Genomic DNA, 15,905 nt, shown 5'->3' with positions numbered 1-15,905 from the left:
CACGAAAGCATTTTCCTTGAGTTCTGCGGGCCGCCTGAGATCCAGGTCAGAGCCGAAGCCAAGTGTTCCGTTTACAGCTGGAGAACCGCCGCCAATCGCAGGTGTGCGGGTTCCTCATAGTCGGCAATCAAACAAGCACGCTCTGCATCTTGGTAGGTATCGCTCAACATCTCTTGCAGCACTCGGATGGAGGTTTGGTCGAGCGATACAAAGGGCTGGTCAAGCAAAGTGGCCGTGGCTCCACACGCCAGCGCGGCAACCAAGCCAACCTTGCGGCGGCTGCCAGTAGACAGCATGTTCAAGCGCTTGTCCAAATGCGGTGTGAGTTGCAAAGCATTGATCCCGATGTTCAGGACTTTTTCAGACCAAGCAGGCCAAAAGGGCGCCAAAGTCGCCCAGTATTGGCCTGGGGTTTCCTCATCGTGACGTGGCAAGCGCAAGTCAGTCCAAAACACGGCACCTGGTTGCGGCGGAAACAGGGTCGCGCCGCCACCCCGTAATTGAAGCTGACCGGATTGCGCGGGCAAATCACCCGACAGCAAGCGCAAAAGGCTGGTTTTGCCAGAACCCTCATCACCCAGCAGTGCAGATATGCCGGGTGGTAGAGATAAATCCAAATCTTTGAAAAGAAGTGTGTCTCCCGGACCACCGCTCAAGCCCTTCACTTCCATGACTGGATGGTGTGATTCATTCTGTGTGTAAGTGGTGACATTCAACATGCCCTTGATGCTATCAGTTAGGTTTTCATGCCGTGGTTCAACGCCCGCGAGGTGCTGACTACAATGAACCTCAGTGGTATCCATTCCACGGAGGATCAAATCCCATGTCTGTCAAAGCGGTTTACAAAATACCTGAATCGGTTCTGGTGGTTATCCACACACCCGAACAAGAGGTTTTGCTGATTCGCCGGACCGATGCAGGCACTTGGCAGTCCGTCACGGGCAGTAAAGATCACCCGGCAGAAACATGGATGGAGACGGCCATCCGCGAGGTGCGAGAAGAAACTGGCATCGATGCACGGCACCCAGGCTGCTGTTTGCAGGATTGGGAACTGGAAAACCAATACGATATTTACCCGGCATGGCGTTGGCGTTATGCACCTGAGGTCAGTCGTAACACCGAACGTGTTTTTGGTTTGCGTGTGCCCGAAAAAATGCCCATCATCCTCAGCCCCACCGAGCACACCGATTGGCAGTGGCAGCCTTGGCAAGCCGCGGCAGACCAATGTTTTTCGCCCTCCAATGCTGAGGCCATTTTGATGTTGCCGCGCTTCTTAAAATCCGTCGGCTGAGCATGCCCCAAAGACACGAACACCCCGTCTTGCGGGTGGCCACTTACAACATCCACAAAGGTGTGCAGGGCTTGGGGCCTGCACGGCGGTTGGAGATCCACAACCTGGGCCATGCGGTGGAGCAGCTCGATGCCGACATCGTGTGCTTGCAAGAGGTGCGCCGGATGCACCGCCGCGAAGAGCGGTATTTTTCGCATTGGCCCAGTCAACCGCAAGCCGACTACCTGGCCCCGGAGGGCTATGCGTCGGTGTACCGCACCAACGCCATCACTCGCCACGGCGAGCATGGCAACGCCCTGTTGTCCCGCTGGCCCGTGCTGTCGCACCAGCACCAGGACATGTCTGACCACCGTTTTGAACAGCGGGGCTTGTTGCACACAGTGGTTCAGGTGGTGGACCGCGTGGTGCATGTGATCGTGGTGCATCTGGGACTGGTGCCCGCCAGTCGGGTGCGGCAGGTTGCTCAGTTGCTGGCTTTCATCGATCACAGCATTCCGGCCCATGCCCCCGTGCTGGTCGCGGGTGACTTCAACGATTGGGGCACTGGGCTTGGGCGGCGCATGGCCGGAGCCGGTTTTCGCGAGTGGCGTGAGCAGCCCACGCCCACCTACCCGTCGAGATTGCCGCTGAACCAGCTGGACCATGTGTATGCACGTGGTCTGACGCCAGTCCACGCCATGGCCCCCACAGGGCGCATTTGGCAACGCATGTCGGACCACCTGCCGCTCGTGGCCGAATTCACCTGGATGGACTGACCATGCGCCACGGCATGACCTTGCGAGATGGCCATCAAATTCGGCTGATCGAGGGTGGCCAAGCCTATTTTGAAGCGCTGGAGGCTGCCTTGGATCAGGCTCGCTCTCAAGTGCACATCGAGACCTATATTTTTGATTTTCATGGTGCTGCTGCACGGGTGGCCGAGGCGCTTGAGCGTGCAGCCTTGAGGGGCGTGCGTGTCTGGGTGGTGGTCGATGGCGTGGGCACTTTGGCACTGCCGCCAGCCTGGCGTGAGCGTTTTGCGCGAGCCGGGGTGGATTGGCGGATTTATTCGCCCTTGGGCACTTTGGGTTTGCTGATCCCCAGCCGTTGGCGGCGCTTGCACCGCAAGTTGTGCGTGATCGATGGCCATCTGGCTTTTTGTGGCGGCATCAACATCCTGGACGACTGGTACGACCCGCACCACGGTACTTTGCTGCAGCCCCGGCTGGACTTTGCCGTTTGTGCGAGGGGCGCTTTGGTGCAAGAGATGCAGGAGACCATGTCGCAGCTGTGGTGGCGCATCGAGGGCGTTCGCCATGCTCGGCAGCAGCAGTTCCCGGAGGCGTTCAGCTCTTTTCGGGCGGCGGGGCTGCATGCGCCGTGGGTGCAGCAGACGGAACCCACCGAGGTGCACTTGGTGGCCAAGGCTGGGCTTTTGCTGCGAGACAATGTGCTCAACCGCACCCAAATCGAGCGGGCTTATTTGAAAGCCATCGGTGCGGCCCGGCATGAAATCGTCATCGCCAATGCTTATTTTCTGCCGGGTCGACGTCTGCGCAAGGCGCTGATCCATGCAGCGCAAAGGGGGGTTCGCGTGCGCTTGCTGCTGCAAGGACGCTACGAATACTTCATGCAATACCACGCTGCTCGTCCCGTTTATGGGGTGTTGCTGGACGCGGGCGTTGAAATCCACGAGTACACCGCCAGCTTTTTGCACGCCAAAGTGGCTGTGGTGGATCCGGACAACGATCGCCCTTGGGCCACAGTGGGGTCGTCCAACCTGGACCCGCTCAGTTTGTTGCTGGCACGTGAGGCGAATGTGGTGGTGGCCGACAAAGCCTTTGCCAAGCAGTTGTACCAAAGGCTGAGCCTGGCCATCGAGCAACAAAGCACCGCTGTGGTGGCCGCCAATTACACCCAAAGGCCTTGGCATCAAAGGCTGCGCGACCGGGTTGCGTTCGGTTTGATGCGTTTGGCTTTGTTTTTGACCGGTAACCGCTACTAGGAAGGTGATCTCCCCCCGCCTGTCATGGGCGTTTTTCGGTCTAAGGGGGCGCATATGAATCGCTGTTACGATCCTTGCCATGTTAATGAAAGCCCCAGACGCCATGACTGCCTCTGCCGCCAAGCCCGAAGACGAAGGCGTTCCTGTTTCCGTCAAAATCCGCGAGCGCATCAACGCCGCCCGCAAACGCTTCCACGCCAACGACAACATCGCCGAGTTCATCGAACCCGGCGAGTTGGACAAATTGCTGGATGAAGTCACCGACAAGATGGCGGGTGTGCTCGACAGCTTGGTCATCGACACGGTCAATGACCACAACACGGGCGACACCGCCCGCCGTGTGGCCAAGATGTACCTCAAAGAAGTGTTCAAAGGCCGCTATGTCGAAGGCCCCGAGATCACCGAGTTTCCCAACGCCGAACATCTGAACGAGCTGATGATCGTTGGCCCCATCACCGTTCGCAGCGCTTGCAGCCACCACTTTTGCCCGGTGATTGGCAAGATCTGGATCGGTGTGTTGCCCAACGAGCACACCAACGTGATTGGCCTGTCCAAATATGCCCGCTTGGCCGAGTGGATCATGGGCCGCCCGCAGATTCAAGAAGAAGCAGTGGTGCAACTGGCCGACCTGATCCAGCGCAAAACCCAGCCCGATGGCTTGGCCATCGTCATGGAAGCCAGCCACTACTGCATGGGCTGGCGCGGCGTCAAAGACATGGACAGCAAGATGATCAACTCGGTCATGCGTGGTGCCTTCTTGAAGGACCCGAACCTGCGCCGTGAATTCCTCTCCCTGATTCCTGGAAAGAACTGACCATGTTGGTACGCCTGCTTTACGCCAGCCGCGCTGTGGACACCCGTGCGGAGACCATCGAATCCATCCTGGCCCAGTCCCGCCAGTTCAACCCGTCCAGTGGCATCACTGGCATCCTCTGCTACGGTGGCGGCATCTTTTTGCAAGCCATCGAAGGTGGGCGCAATGCTGTGAGCGAGTTGTACGGCCACATCCAAAAAGATGCGCGCCACAAAGAGGTGGTGCTGTTGCACTACGAAGAAATCTCTGAGCGACGCTTTGGTGGTTGGACAATGGGCCAAGTCGACGCCTCGCGTGTGAACACCAACATCTTGCTCAAATACTCTGAACGCGCCGAGCTGGACCCCTACAGCGTCTCGGGCAAAGTGTCGCTGGCCCTGCTCGAAGAGCTTATGGCCACCGCGTCCATCATCGGTCGGGCTTAAACCCACTTCACACCAAGCCCCGCAAGGGGCTTTTTCACGTCCATGCCTCTGAGTGCGCTTGCCCTGGTTGTCCTGGCCGGATTCATCCACGCCTGCTGGAACATAGCCGCCAAAAAAGCCGGTGGCGACGTGCGCTTTGTCGCCTTCACCTCGGTGGTGCTGATGGTGTTTTGGGCCCCGGTGGGCTTGTGGGTGGGCTGGCAGCAAGTGCCCGCGTGGGGCTTGCTCGAGTGGGCCTTGGTGTTGGCCAGCGCCTTGCTGCACATTGTTTATTTCATTGTGCTGCTGCGGGGCTACCGAAAGGCCGACCTCACGGTGGTCTATCCGCTGGCGCGAGGCTCGGGGCCGCTGCTGTCCTCCATGGTGGCGATTTTCTTTTTGGGTGAGCAAATTTCGGCGCTCGGCCTGGTGGGCATTTTGGGCGTGGTGGGCGGTGTGTTCCTCATCGCGGGTGGCCCCGGCTTGTGGCAAGCCGCGCACGACCCAAAGCAGCAAGCGCGTGTGCGCACGGGCATTTTTTATGGCGGCATCACCGGCCTCTTCATCGCCAGCTACACCGTGGTCGATGGCTATGCCGTCAAGGTGGCGTTGATGTCACCCATTTTGGTGGACTACTTTGGCAATCTGGTGCGCTTGGTTTTTTTGACGCCCACTTTGTTGCGTGATCGACAGGCGGTATGGGCTCTGTGGCTGCAGCAAAGGCGCTACGCCTTGATCGTCGGTATCTTCAGCCCCGTGTCTTATGTGCTGGTGCTCTACGCCCTGCAGGTGGCGCCGCTGTCGCATGTGGCCCCGGCGCGGGAAGTGTCCATGCTGTTTGCGGCTTTGCTGGGCGGCCACCTGCTGGGTGAAAAAGACCGAGGTCCACGCATCGCTGGTGCGGCCTTGATCGCCGCAGGCGTCATAGCCTTGGGTTGGTGAAATGAATTCTGTGACATTGATCGGTTGCGACTTCTCCAGCAGCCCCAGCAAACGCAAACCCATTGTGCTGGCGCTGGGCCAAGCCCGGCAGGGCAGGGTGCAACTGCAGGCTCTGCAAACCTTTGACACGCTGGCTGCGTTTGGCGACTGGCTGGCGCAGCCTGCCGATTGGGTGGGCGGTTTTGACTTGCCCTTTGGCCTGCCGCGTGAATTGGTCGAAACCCTGGGCTGGCCCACCGACTGGGCCGCCTGCATGGACCATTACTGCGCGCTGGAGCGCGCCCAAATTCGCGAGCAGTTTGCAGCGTTTTGCAACGCCCGCCCCGTGGGCGGCAAGTTTGCCCACCGCGCCGCCGACCAACCTGCAGGCTCCAGCCCCTCCATGAAATGGGTCAACCCGCCCGTGGCCTACATGCTGCACGCGGGCGTGCTGCTGCTGCGCCAAGCGGGTGTGCATTTGCCCGGCTTGCATGTGGGTGATGCCCGCCGCGTGGCGCTGGAGGCTTACCCCGGCTTGCTCGCACGTGAGGTGCTGGGCAATCAAAGTTACAAGAGCGACGACAAAGCCAAACAAACGCCAGAGCGATTGCTGGCCAGGCGCGAGTTGCTGAGCGCTTTGGAGCGAGGCCAGACCCGCTTGGGCCTGCGCCTGGTGGCCAGCAACGCGCTGCTGGGCCGCCTGGCCGATGACGCCAGCGGCGACGCGCTTGACGCCACCTTGTGCCTGATGCAGGCGGCCTGGGCGCAGCAACAGCACGAGGCGGGGCACCCGCAATACGGTTTGCCGCCGTTTGATCCGCTGGAAGGGTGGATCGTCACGGCCTGAAAGCGGTGCCCATCTGCATGGCGTTGAGCGCAAGGTCCTCCATGAACGAATACGGGTTCAAGTCAAAGTTGCTTTGAAACCCTCTGGCCAATGACCTATGCATAATTAATGAATATAAAAATATTCATTATTAATGGGTGTTGACATGATTGCACTTTTTGATAGCATTCCCGATATCAGCACGAAGCACCGGAAAACCTTGCGCGCTGTATTTGCCAAGCCCACATTGGCCTCGCTGGTTTTTGCAGACATTGAATCGCTGCTGATGGCCTTGGGGGGTGTGGTGCATGAACGTGAAGGTTCTCGCGTCAAGATCACCCTCAAAGATGAGCAATGGCGCTGCCATCGCCCGCATCCAGGCAAAGAGGCGAAGCGGTATCAAGTGGAAGAAGTACGCGAGCTGTTAGAAAGAATCGGAGTCCATCCATGAACACCATGACGTACAAGAACTATTTGGCCCGCATCGAGTTTGATGAGCGGGACAATATTTTTGTGGGCCGTGTTTTGGGCCTGCGCTGCATCATCAGTTTTCACGGTGAAACCGTGTCAGAGCTTCGGCATGAATTTGAAGTGGCGATTGATGATTTTTTGGAAGACTGCAAGGCCCAAGGCATCGCACCCGAAAAACCAGCCTCAGGCAAGCTCATGCTGCGTGTGCCACCTGAAACGCATGGTGCTGCATTGGTGGCGGCACAAGCCGCAGGGAAGAGCTTGAATCAGTGGGCGTCCGAGGTGTTGCAATCCGCAGCGAACGCGGTTGCATAACTACGGATTTATGAACATGGCGGCTTCCGCAGGGGCCATGTCGGCCAGTGCTGAAGTTAATTTCAGTCGCGCCGTTCTGCCTAAATTGCCGCTCAATTCAAATGGCAGGATTGCATCCCATTAACTCGAGGAATACGACATGCTTCAATTGCGCCCCAATTGCGAATGCTGTGACAAGGATCTTCCACCAGAGTCCACAGAAGCGCGAATTTGCTCGTTCGAATGCACGTTTTGTGAGTCCTGCGCGGAGAGTACGCTTGCTGGCAAGTGCCCCAACTGTGGCGGTGAACTTCTTGCCCGACCTCGCCGTCCTGCATCCAAGTTGGCCAAGTTTCCGTCATCCACTGACCGAATCGTCAAACCGCACGGTTGTAATGAGGTTGCGTGAATTCATCAGAGGGAAACGGTACGGGGCATGAATCCTGAACAGGCGCTTTTGACTGACGCTGTCCGCGAAGCCGCCCGCCGCAGCGTGCTGTGCTGGCTGGCCACGGTGGACGCCGAGGGTCAACCCAACGTCTCGCCCAAAGAAGTCTGGGCCATTGCCGACGAGCAGCATGTGGTGGTGGCGCACATCGCTTCGCCTGTCAGAGCGGGCAACATTGCGCAGCACCCGCAGGTGTGTTTGAGCTTTGTCGATGTGTTCGTGCAAAAGGGTTTCAAGCTTTTGGGCCGTGCCCGCGAGGTACTTGCAGACGACCCCGAATTTGCGACCTGGGCCAAGCCTCTGCTTGCCATGGTGGGCCAACGCTTCACCATTCAAAGCGTGCTGGTCATTCAGGTGCAGTCCGTTGCCGCCATCGTGGCGCCTAGCTACCGTTTTTACCCAGACGACACCACCGAGGCTTCGCAAGTGGCCTCAGCCATGCGAGCCTACAAGGTACAAGCTGTTGAAAAGGACAAACCATGACTTCAATCACCATCCGTCAAGCAGTGTTGGCCGACCTCGATGCTGTGGTCACGCTGTTTGATGGCTATCGCCAGTTTTACGGTCAGGCCAGTGATGCGGAGGCTGCACGGGACTTTCTGCAGGCGCGCTTTGAGCGCGGGCAATCGGTGGTGCTGCTGGCCGAGTCACAAGGTCAGGCTGTGGGTTTTACACAGCTTTACCCGAGCTTTTCTTCCGTGTCGATGGCGCGGGTGTTTGTGCTCAATGATCTGTTCGTGGCACCCACGGCCAGGCGCTTGGGCGTGGGCGAGGCTTTGGTGACGGCTGCTGCCGACCATGCGCGCCAATTGGGCGCTGTGCGCTTGTCCTTGACCACGGATGTTCAGAACTTGCCAGCACAAGCCTTGTACGAGTCCATGGGCTGGGCGCGTGATCAAAAGTACTATGCATATCACCTCGCCTTGAAATCGTGAAAGTCACCAGTGGTGGTCAATCATCTTTCACCTCAGAGGTCGTCTACCGAATGCAATGGCCATGTTTCTGCGTGACAGCCTAACCGTGTGATGGGGCTTAGGATGTGAACTGGTGTTGAATCCAGTCAACGCCATTCAGTGACCCCAGGAGATGCCTATGACAACACAAGGTTTTGTGGTGACCCACGCCAAAGATGCGCAGTTCGAGCGTGGTCTGCGCTCGTTTTTTGAGTACCGTGATTTGGGGCTCAAGCAGGCCACGCAAGGGCGTGTCACGGCCAGTGTGATCCGCGCCGCAGGCGGGCATGAGTTCTCCAGCCAGCCGCATTTGCATCACACCGAGTTCCAGCTGGTTTATGTGCTCAAGGGTTGGATCGAGTTTGAATACGAGGGGCAGGGTCCGGTTCGGCTGGAAGCCGGCTCCTGTGTGCACCAGCCGCCAGGCATTCGCCACCGTGAACTTGGGCACAGCGAAGATTTGGAATTGCTCGAAGTGGTGCTGCCCGCCGACTTCAAGACCGAGACGGTCGACAGCGTCAACCCTTAAATAAGCAGGTCTTATGTTCCGCAGTTTCTTTCTCTCCCGCCGCTGGGCCTTGTGGGCCTGGGGTGGTTTGTTTGTGTTGGTGGCTTTGGTGTTCGTCACGGTGCAGCAGACCGTCAAACTCAACGCTTGGTACGGCGAGTTTTATGACCTCTTGCAAAAACCCGAACAAGCCGGCGGGCTCGAAAAGTTCTGGGGTTTCATGCAGCAGTTTGCGTGGATTGCTTTCCCGTTCATGTTGCTGCGCAGCCTGGAGACGTATCTGGCTTCTCACTTCGCTTTTCGTTGGCGTCAGGCTTTGACCGAAGAGTACTTGCCGCGCTGGCAGGGCACGGATGCCTCGGTAGAGGGTGCTTCGCAGCGGATTCAGGAAGACTGCATGCGCTTTGCCCGCCAGACCGAAAATCTAGGCTTGGGCTTGGTGAGGGCGGTGCTGACCTTGCTTTCGTTCATCCCGATTTTGTGGGCTTTGTCCACAGGCATGGCGATTGCCTGGTTGCAGTTTGAGGGTTCGCTGTTTTGGGTGGCGCTGGTCACGGCGCTGGGTGGCACAGCGATTTCATGGTTTGTGGGTATACGCCTGCCGGGGCTGGAGTACAACAACCAACGCACTGAAGCGGCGCTGCGCAAGGACCTGGTCTATGCCGAGGACGATCGCAGTCGCATGCATTTGCCCACAGTGCTGGAGTTGTTCATGGGGGTGCGGCTGAACAATTTTCGGCTGTTCAACCACTACGCTTACTTTCACTTGTGGAGCAATTTTTACGGCCAGACGATGGTGATTTTCCCTTACCTGTTAATGGGACCGTCTTTGTTCACCGGTGTGATCACCTTGGGCGTGATCCAGCAGGTGGGCAATGCTTTTGGCAAGGTCAACGATGCGTTTTCTTACCTGATTGAGCGCTGGACCGACATCACCGAGCTGCGCTCGATTTACAAGCGTTTGTCGGAATTTGAAAAAGCTTTGGCTTGAGTGGTACGGGTGTTGATCTGCTGGCTCAAATAGCCGCAGCCGCGATGTCGTTGGGCAGTGGCGTGAGTTGGACCAAAGCCTGCAGGGCCTCGGCGTCGGTGCGGTAGAGCTTGAGGTGCGGGCTGTCTTGCAGCTCGCCTGCACGGCGCAAGGCCGTCTCTACCGGCAGTTTGATGCCACTGATGTGCAGCGTGATGCCCCGGCTGGCGAGCTGGCGCTGCAGCTGACCAAAGGTTTCCACACCCGTCACGTCGATGCGGTTAATCGGCTGTGCAAACAGGCAGACGTGTTGCACATCGGGGTGTTGGGCCAGGTGGTCGGTGATGGCGCGGTCAAAGTCGCTGGCCGCGGCAAAGTCCAGCTCGGCGTCCATGCGCAGTGCGTACAGATGGGGGGCCAGTGGGGGCAGTTTCCAAAGGTGGCGATCGCGCAGGCTGCCGTCGGGGTGCAGGCCCACTTCGATGATGCGCGGGTGCAAGCGGGTGTGCAAAAAGTGGCTCAGCCCTACCAGCACCCCGGTCATCACGCCCCAGTATATGCGAGGCGCGGTGGCCAAGGTCATGGCGAAAGTGATGCCTGCCGTCATGGTCTCGATGCGGCCAATGCGCCAGAGGTTCAGAAACTGCCGGGGCTGAAACAGGTTGAGCACGGCCACAATCACGGCCGCCGACATGACCGAGCGCGGCACAAATTGCAGTGCGGGCATGAGGATCAGCAAAGCCAGCAGCACAAAACCCACCGAAGCCACCACCGCCCAGCCTGAGCGTGCTCCGGCATAGAGCATGAGGGCCGAACGCGAAAACGAGGTGCTGGTGGCAAAGCTACCCGAAAAGGCCGAAGCCAGTTTGGCCAGGCCTTGGCTGAAGAGTTCGGTGCTGTCGTCCCAGCGTTTGCCGTCGCGGCGGCATTCGATGCGGGCACTGGACGCTGTCTCCAAAAAGCTCACCAGCGCGATCACCATGGCGGGCACCCACAGTTGGTTGAGGGTGTCCAGCCCCGGCCACGCAGGCCAATAAAAATCTGGCAGGCCCGAGGGCAGCAAGCCCACCACTGCGCCATGTTGCTGGTAATCGGTGGCATAACCCACGGCCGAGGCCACGCCCATCACGATCATGATGCTGGGCCAACGCGGTTTGTAGTGGCGCAGCAGCAGCAAGATGGCCAAGCTGCCCAGGCCAAACCACGCCGGCCAGCCGCTGAGCCACACGGGCCAGTGCTGCACATCCCAGCTCCAGGCTTTGACGCCGAGCAAGCCGGGCACTTGCGAGGCCATGATGAGCAAAGAAGCGGCCTGGGTGAAACCCATCATCACCGGAGCGCTGACCAGGTTGATCAACCAGCCGTAATGCCCCAGTCCCAGCAGCAGCTGAATGGCCCCCGACAGCAGCGACAGCCACACCGCCAGCGCCACCCATTCGGCAGAACCGGGTTCAGCCATGCCCGTGAGAGACGCACCAATCAGCACGCAGGTGAGTGCAGCCGGGCCGACCGACAAGCGGTTGGCGCTGCCAAACAGCACGGCCAACAGCGCCGGAATCAGGCAGGTGTAGAGGCCTGTCACCAGGGGCATGCCCGCCAGACCCGCATAGGCCACGGCTTGAGGAATCATGACCAGTGCCACCGTCAGGCCCGCCAGCACCTCGGTGCGGGCCAGTGGGGCCGTCAGGCGGGGCCATTGGCGGAAGGTCAAAAAGCGTTGCATATCAGGCATGCCCGATCTTAGCCGCCAGGGCCTCAGCGCTGAGGCATGTCTTTGACCGAGTAGCCTAGGCTGATGGTGGCGTCTTCCGGGATGGCAGGCACGGTGCTGTCCCAGGCTTCCCAAGCCGCACGCAGGCTTTGCAGTGTCTCGGGCTGGTGCTTGGCCAAGTTGGCGCGTTCGCGCTCGTCGGCGGGGATGTTGAAGAGGTAGTCGTTGCCGTCCACCCGCAGGTATTTGTAGTCGCCCATGCGCAAGGCGCGTTGGCCCCGGTGGTTCATGCGCCAGTAAAGGGGGCGCTCAAACTGATGCTGGGCATCACGCAGCACAGGCAGCATGGACACGCCATCAAACGGGTGCGCGGCATCGGCTTGCGCTCCGGCCAGCTCCACCATGGTGGCCGACCAGTCCATGGTCATGCAGTGCTGGGTGGAGGTGCCGCCGGGCGCAATGACGGCGGGCCAGTGCGCGATCCATGGCACGCGGATGCCGCCTTCGGTCAGGTCCATCTTGCCGCCCACCAAAGGCCAGTTGTCGCTGAAGCGCTCACCGCCGTTGTCGCTGGTGAAGACGATCAGGGTGTTGTCGAGTTGGCCCGTCTTTTTGAGCGCGTCCACCACCCAACCAATGCCTTCGTCCATGTGGTGGATCATGCGGTGGTAGGTGTGGATGTTGCCGCCGTGCAGGTGGAACAGGTTGTCCTTGACCTCTTGGGTCAGTGCATGGTCTTCGCGGGTTTCCCAAGGCCAGTGCGGCGCGGTGTAATGCAGGCTCAAAAAGAAGGGCGTGCCTTGCGCCGCGCCCGGAGCCATGCGCTCGACAAAGTCCACAGCCCTGTGCGAGATCAAGTCGGTCAGGTAACCGTCTTCGTGTTTTTCTTCTTCGTTGGTGTACAGGTCGTGTGTGCCGTTGTTGCTGGCGTGGGTGAAGTAGTCCACCCCGCCCGACATGGGGCCAAAGAACTCTTCGTAACCCGATTTGATCGGGCTGAAGTGCGGCGGGTAGCCCAGGTGCCATTTGCCGATCAAGGCCGTGCGGTAGCCGCTGGCTTTGAGCAGCGAGGGCAGCGTGGGGTGCTCGGGCGGCAAGCCCAGCACCTTGCTGCCCTTGCTTTTGCTGTTGATGGGTTCGTCCGCGCCACCGCGCAGGCGGTACTGGTAGCGGGCCGTCATCAGTGCAAAGCGGGTGGGCGAGCATACGGGCGAGTTGGCATAACCCTGCGTGAACTTGAGACCCGCAGCAGCGAGCTGGTCGAGCACGGGCGAGACGGGGCCAAACTTCGCGTCGCGGCCGCCGTAGCAGCCCAGGTCGGCAAAGCCGAGGTCGTCGGCCACGATGAAGATGATGTTGGGGCGTTGGGAGATCATGTGACCTGGTGTGTGTGGCATGCCTGAAAATCAGAGCACGTTTGGGGCGCAAGTCCCCTTTCGGATGAAGCAAGACAGAATGTAGCGCCCTGACCGACAATTGATCTAAACAATCATCCCCCCGGAAAACCCTGATGTCCATGTCCCCCTCTCAGCGCCTGGCGTCGATTGACGACCTGCTTCTTTACCGATTGAGCCGCTTGTCGTCTGTGGCGGGCACCATGGTCGTGCGCCTGTGTGAAGGTGGTTACGGCATCACGCGACGTGAGTGGGCAGTGATTGCACAGCTGTATGAGGGCGGCAGCTTACCGCCTTCGGCATTGGCCGAGCGCATGCACCGTGACCGAGCTCGTACCTCGCGCACCCTCACCGCTTTGGTTGCCAAACGCTTGGTCTTGCGGACCATTCCGGCCAACGACCGACGCAGTGCGCTGGTTGCTCTGACCCCAGCGGGCAGGGAGGTTTACGAAGCCCTGATGCCCCAGGTTCAGGTGATCAACAGCCAAATTTTGTCAGCACTGCAGCCGCAAGAGGTGGCCCAATTCGATGAGTCATTGGCCCGGTTGCAAGAGAGGACACAAGCCTTGCTGGCTGAGCGCAGTCCTGACCTGCCCAAAGCCAACCGGCGCCAGGGTCAACGCGGTAAGGATGTGGCATGAGCCTTGGGGTGCGGTGGACACTTGCGCTGGTAACTTGTCTGGGGTCCTGCGCCATTCAAGCCGCTGAAACTTGGACAGGTTGGGTCAGTTGGGTCATGGATGGCGATACCGTTTTGTTGGTTCGTGATGGACAGCATGAGCCTGTCAAGCTGCGTGTGGACGGCATTGACGCCCCCGAGACCTGCCAGCCCGGTGGGGTGGAAGCACGAGATGCGATGATTCGTCTGGCCTTGCGAAAGCCTGTCCAGGTGGTCAACCATGGCCACGATGTTTATGGTCGACAGATTGGCCGTTTGTCGATGGATAACGTGGATTTGGGTGCCGAGATGGTTCGCTCGGGCATGGCTTGGGCCTACCGGTTCCGCACAGGCAAAGGCCCTTATGCGGGTCTGCAACGTCAGGCCCAAAAACAAAAAATCGGACTTTTCGCGGCACCTGAGACCGCCATGTCGCCACCCTTGTTCAGAAAATTCCACGGCACTTGCCAAGGCGACTGAGCAAAATCTTCACAAAAAAAGCCAGGTGGGGTGTCCCACCTGGCTTTTTTCTTTCAAACCGGCTCAGGGCCGATCTTGTTCAGACCGCTGGCGCTTTCAGCGACCCCCACACTGCCTCGATGCCCATGCCAATGGCCAGCAGATTGCTGTCCGAACCCAAGGGGCCGTCGATTTGCATGCCCACCGGCAAGCCGCCTGCCGTCAAACCTGCCGGAATCGACACGCTGGGAATGCCGGCATTGGTGCAGGGATCGGTGTTGCGGATGCAAGTGCCAAAGGTGTCTTTGTCTTTTTGCACCACACCGCCGACGGTGTAGCTGAGGTTTTTGGAGCCATTGGCGGCGTCGATCTTGGGCGCGGCCAAGAGCGTCGTTGGGAACAACACGCACTCCACGCCTTGCGCTGCGAAATAGTCTTTGTAGAGTTTTTGCAAGGCTGGACGCTTGGTGGCCATGATGCCCAAATACGCATCGTGGAAAGCGGCTTCACTGAACGGGCCTTGAATGGCGCCAAAGGCACCCGCCACATCTGGGCTGGCAAGTTGATCCGCCACTTCCTTGACGGTTTTGACGGGCGCGTTATTCGCCGCCAGATACGCGGGAATGGCATGCACGGGCTCGTGCAGGGCAATCGGAAACGACATTTCCCCATTGAGTGCCATGATGCCCGCCAGATCGGCATCGACCAACACCACACCAGCAGACTCCAGCTTTTTCTTGGCGGCATCGGCTACAAGTTTCACGCTGTCATCCAGCCCCGCCCAGAAGGTAGCTGGAATGCCGATCTTGAGGCCTTTGAGTGATTTGGCCATCGGTACATTGCCGCCTGTAATCACGGCATCCAACAAGGCCAAGTCGGCCACCGTGCGGGCCATGGGGCCCACTGTGTCGCGGGTGGTGCTGATGGGCAAGGCATCGTTGACGGTGTCGGGGTAGCGGCGACCTTTGCCTTCGCCATCGCCCACCGACGGACGGAAACCGGCCACGCCACAGAACGAGGCGGGCACGCGCGTGGACCCCCCCGTGTCTGTCCCCAGACCGGCGGGGGCCAATCGCGCGGCGATGGCGGCAGCCGTGCCGCCCGACGAGCCGCCAGGAATGCGTGTGCTGTCATAGGGGTTTTTGCAGGGGCGTGCTGCACCGCCTGATTGGTCTGTGCCCAGCGTGAAGTTGGTGCTGGTGATGCCAAAAGCCCATTCGTGCAGATTGGATTTGCCCAGAACAATGGCGCCTGCATCGATCAACTTTTGGACAGAGGGTGCATTTTTGCTGGGCTGAAAATGGCGCAGCGAGGGGGTGCCCCCTGTGGTCTTCATGTCTTTGGTGTTGATGTTGTCCTTGACCACAATCGGCAAACCGGCCAAGGTACCGAGTTTTTTGCCTGCGGCACGGTCCGCATCGACTTGCCGGGCCGCCGCCATGGCTTTGTCTTCATTGAGGTAAATCATGGCATTGAGGCTGCTGACGGCTTTGGCGCGCGCGATCATGGCGGCCATATAGGTCTCGGCTTTGAGCTTGCCATGGCTGATGTCGCGCACCACTTGCGTTGCGGTCAATTCAGCCAGCGCATCCTTTGTTTTGGCCATTGCGGTGTGGCCTCCGGCGGCCGTGAGGGCCAAGTCACCCATGACAGCAGCTGCAGAGATGGCGGTGGTGTTTTTAAAGAAATTCCGACGTGATGTGTTGGTAGCCATGGATGTCTCCTTTTTTCGGGTTGAAACGCCTGAATGGGCGTTCAATCGATGCTAGAGACACGGCTTGTGAGTCACCATCCTTGTA

20 protein-coding genes are annotated in these 15,905 nt (G+C 59.4%); 16 read left to right on the top strand and 4 right to left on the bottom strand.

Going from position 1 to position 15,905, the window contains the following annotated elements:
- Positions 1–71: 71 nt before the first annotated feature.
- Positions 72–719: an ABC transporter ATP-binding protein gene (locus ACZ5SR_RS13805; RefSeq protein ID WP_464449216.1), complete on the bottom strand. Its 648-nt coding sequence runs from the start codon at positions 717–719 to the stop codon at positions 72–74.
- A gap of 104 nt (positions 720–823) precedes the next feature.
- On the opposite strand from ACZ5SR_RS13805, the gene nudB reads away from it, so the two are divergent.
- From nudB to ACZ5SR_RS13735, 14 genes are all read left to right on the top strand, one after another.
- Positions 824–1,291 (top strand): dihydroneopterin triphosphate diphosphatase, encoded by a 468-nt coding sequence (nudB, locus tag ACZ5SR_RS13800; protein WP_464449215.1) that lies wholly within the window; start codon positions 824–826, stop codon positions 1,289–1,291.
- Positions 1,292–1,293: 2 nt separating this feature from the next.
- Complete coding sequence (locus tag ACZ5SR_RS13795) at positions 1,294–2,046, top strand: endonuclease/exonuclease/phosphatase family protein (RefSeq protein WP_464449214.1); 753 nt, start codon at positions 1,294–1,296, stop codon at positions 2,044–2,046.
- A 2-nt stretch (positions 2,047–2,048) separates the two neighbouring features.
- On the top strand, positions 2,049–3,275 hold the full coding sequence (gene clsB, locus ACZ5SR_RS13790) for a cardiolipin synthase ClsB (protein ID WP_464449213.1): 1,227 nt from the start codon (positions 2,049–2,051) through the stop codon (positions 3,273–3,275).
- A gap of 85 nt (positions 3,276–3,360) precedes the next feature.
- Positions 3,361–4,089, top strand: a complete 729-nt coding sequence (gene folE, locus ACZ5SR_RS13785) for a GTP cyclohydrolase I (RefSeq protein WP_464451058.1) — start codon at positions 3,361–3,363, stop codon at positions 4,087–4,089.
- 2 nt (positions 4,090–4,091) lie between these two features.
- Positions 4,092–4,514: a BLUF domain-containing protein gene (locus ACZ5SR_RS13780; RefSeq protein WP_108324252.1), complete on the top strand. Its 423-nt coding sequence runs from the start codon at positions 4,092–4,094 to the stop codon at positions 4,512–4,514.
- A 42-nt stretch (positions 4,515–4,556) separates the two neighbouring features.
- Positions 4,557–5,435, top strand: a complete 879-nt coding sequence (locus ACZ5SR_RS13775; protein ID WP_464449212.1) for an EamA family transporter — start codon at positions 4,557–4,559, stop codon at positions 5,433–5,435.
- 1 nt (position 5,436) lies between these two features.
- Entirely contained in the window at positions 5,437–6,261 is an 825-nt protein-coding gene (locus ACZ5SR_RS13770; protein WP_464449211.1) for a DUF429 domain-containing protein, read from the top strand.
- Positions 6,262–6,406: 145 nt separating this feature from the next.
- On the top strand, positions 6,407–6,691 hold the full coding sequence (locus ACZ5SR_RS13765; protein ID WP_464449210.1) for a type II toxin-antitoxin system HicA family toxin: 285 nt from the start codon (positions 6,407–6,409) through the stop codon (positions 6,689–6,691).
- Positions 6,688–7,026 (top strand): type II toxin-antitoxin system HicB family antitoxin, encoded by a 339-nt coding sequence (locus ACZ5SR_RS13760; protein WP_464449209.1) that lies wholly within the window; start codon positions 6,688–6,690, stop codon positions 7,024–7,026. The genes ACZ5SR_RS13765 and ACZ5SR_RS13760 overlap by 4 nt, the downstream gene beginning before the upstream one ends.
- A 139-nt stretch (positions 7,027–7,165) precedes the next feature.
- Positions 7,166–7,414, top strand: coding sequence for a DUF1272 domain-containing protein (locus ACZ5SR_RS13755; protein ID WP_464449208.1), 249 nt, complete (start codon positions 7,166–7,168; stop codon positions 7,412–7,414).
- Positions 7,415–7,462: 48 nt separating this feature from the next.
- Positions 7,463–7,936, top strand: coding sequence for a pyridoxamine 5'-phosphate oxidase family protein (locus ACZ5SR_RS13750; RefSeq protein WP_464449207.1), 474 nt, complete (start codon positions 7,463–7,465; stop codon positions 7,934–7,936).
- On the top strand, positions 7,933–8,388 hold the full coding sequence (locus tag ACZ5SR_RS13745) for an N-acetyltransferase family protein (RefSeq protein ID WP_464449206.1): 456 nt from the start codon (positions 7,933–7,935) through the stop codon (positions 8,386–8,388). Before ACZ5SR_RS13750 ends, ACZ5SR_RS13745 begins: the two co-directional genes overlap by 4 nt.
- Positions 8,389–8,545: 157 nt before the next feature.
- Positions 8,546–8,935, top strand: coding sequence for a cupin domain-containing protein (locus ACZ5SR_RS13740; RefSeq protein WP_464449205.1), 390 nt, complete (start codon positions 8,546–8,548; stop codon positions 8,933–8,935).
- Positions 8,936–8,948: 13 nt separating this feature from the next.
- On the top strand, positions 8,949–9,905 hold the full coding sequence (locus ACZ5SR_RS13735) for a putative transporter (RefSeq protein WP_464449204.1): 957 nt from the start codon (positions 8,949–8,951) through the stop codon (positions 9,903–9,905).
- A 25-nt stretch (positions 9,906–9,930) separates the two neighbouring features.
- Here ACZ5SR_RS13735 and ACZ5SR_RS13730 read toward each other — a convergent pair whose 3' ends face one another.
- The gene (locus ACZ5SR_RS13730) at positions 9,931–11,616 is read right to left on the bottom strand and encodes a SulP family inorganic anion transporter (protein WP_464449203.1); all 1,686 of its coding nucleotides are present in this window, start codon (positions 11,614–11,616) and stop codon (positions 9,931–9,933) included.
- Between the two features lie 23 nt (positions 11,617–11,639).
- Positions 11,640–12,971, bottom strand: a complete 1,332-nt coding sequence (locus tag ACZ5SR_RS13725) for a sulfatase family protein (RefSeq protein ID WP_464449202.1) — start codon at positions 12,969–12,971, stop codon at positions 11,640–11,642.
- Between the two features lie 134 nt (positions 12,972–13,105).
- On the opposite strand from ACZ5SR_RS13725, the gene ACZ5SR_RS13720 reads away from it, so the two are divergent.
- Together ACZ5SR_RS13720 and ACZ5SR_RS13715 are read left to right on the top strand one after the other, a co-directional pair.
- The gene (locus tag ACZ5SR_RS13720) at positions 13,106–13,630 is read left to right on the top strand and encodes a MarR family winged helix-turn-helix transcriptional regulator (protein WP_464449201.1); all 525 of its coding nucleotides are present in this window, start codon (positions 13,106–13,108) and stop codon (positions 13,628–13,630) included.
- Complete coding sequence (locus ACZ5SR_RS13715; RefSeq protein ID WP_464451125.1) at positions 13,627–14,127, top strand: thermonuclease family protein; 501 nt, start codon at positions 13,627–13,629, stop codon at positions 14,125–14,127. Before ACZ5SR_RS13720 ends, ACZ5SR_RS13715 begins: the two co-directional genes overlap by 4 nt.
- A gap of 79 nt (positions 14,128–14,206) precedes the next feature.
- On the opposite strand, the gene iaaH is transcribed toward ACZ5SR_RS13715, so the two are convergent.
- Positions 14,207–15,712 (bottom strand): indoleacetamide hydrolase, encoded by a 1,506-nt coding sequence (gene iaaH / locus ACZ5SR_RS13710; protein ID WP_464451057.1) that lies wholly within the window; start codon positions 15,710–15,712, stop codon positions 14,207–14,209.
- Between the last annotated feature and the right edge of the window lie 193 nt (positions 15,713–15,905).

The organism is Limnohabitans sp. TEGF002 (assembly GCF_055395845.1).
This window is presented reverse-complemented; position numbering and strand designations above follow the sequence as displayed.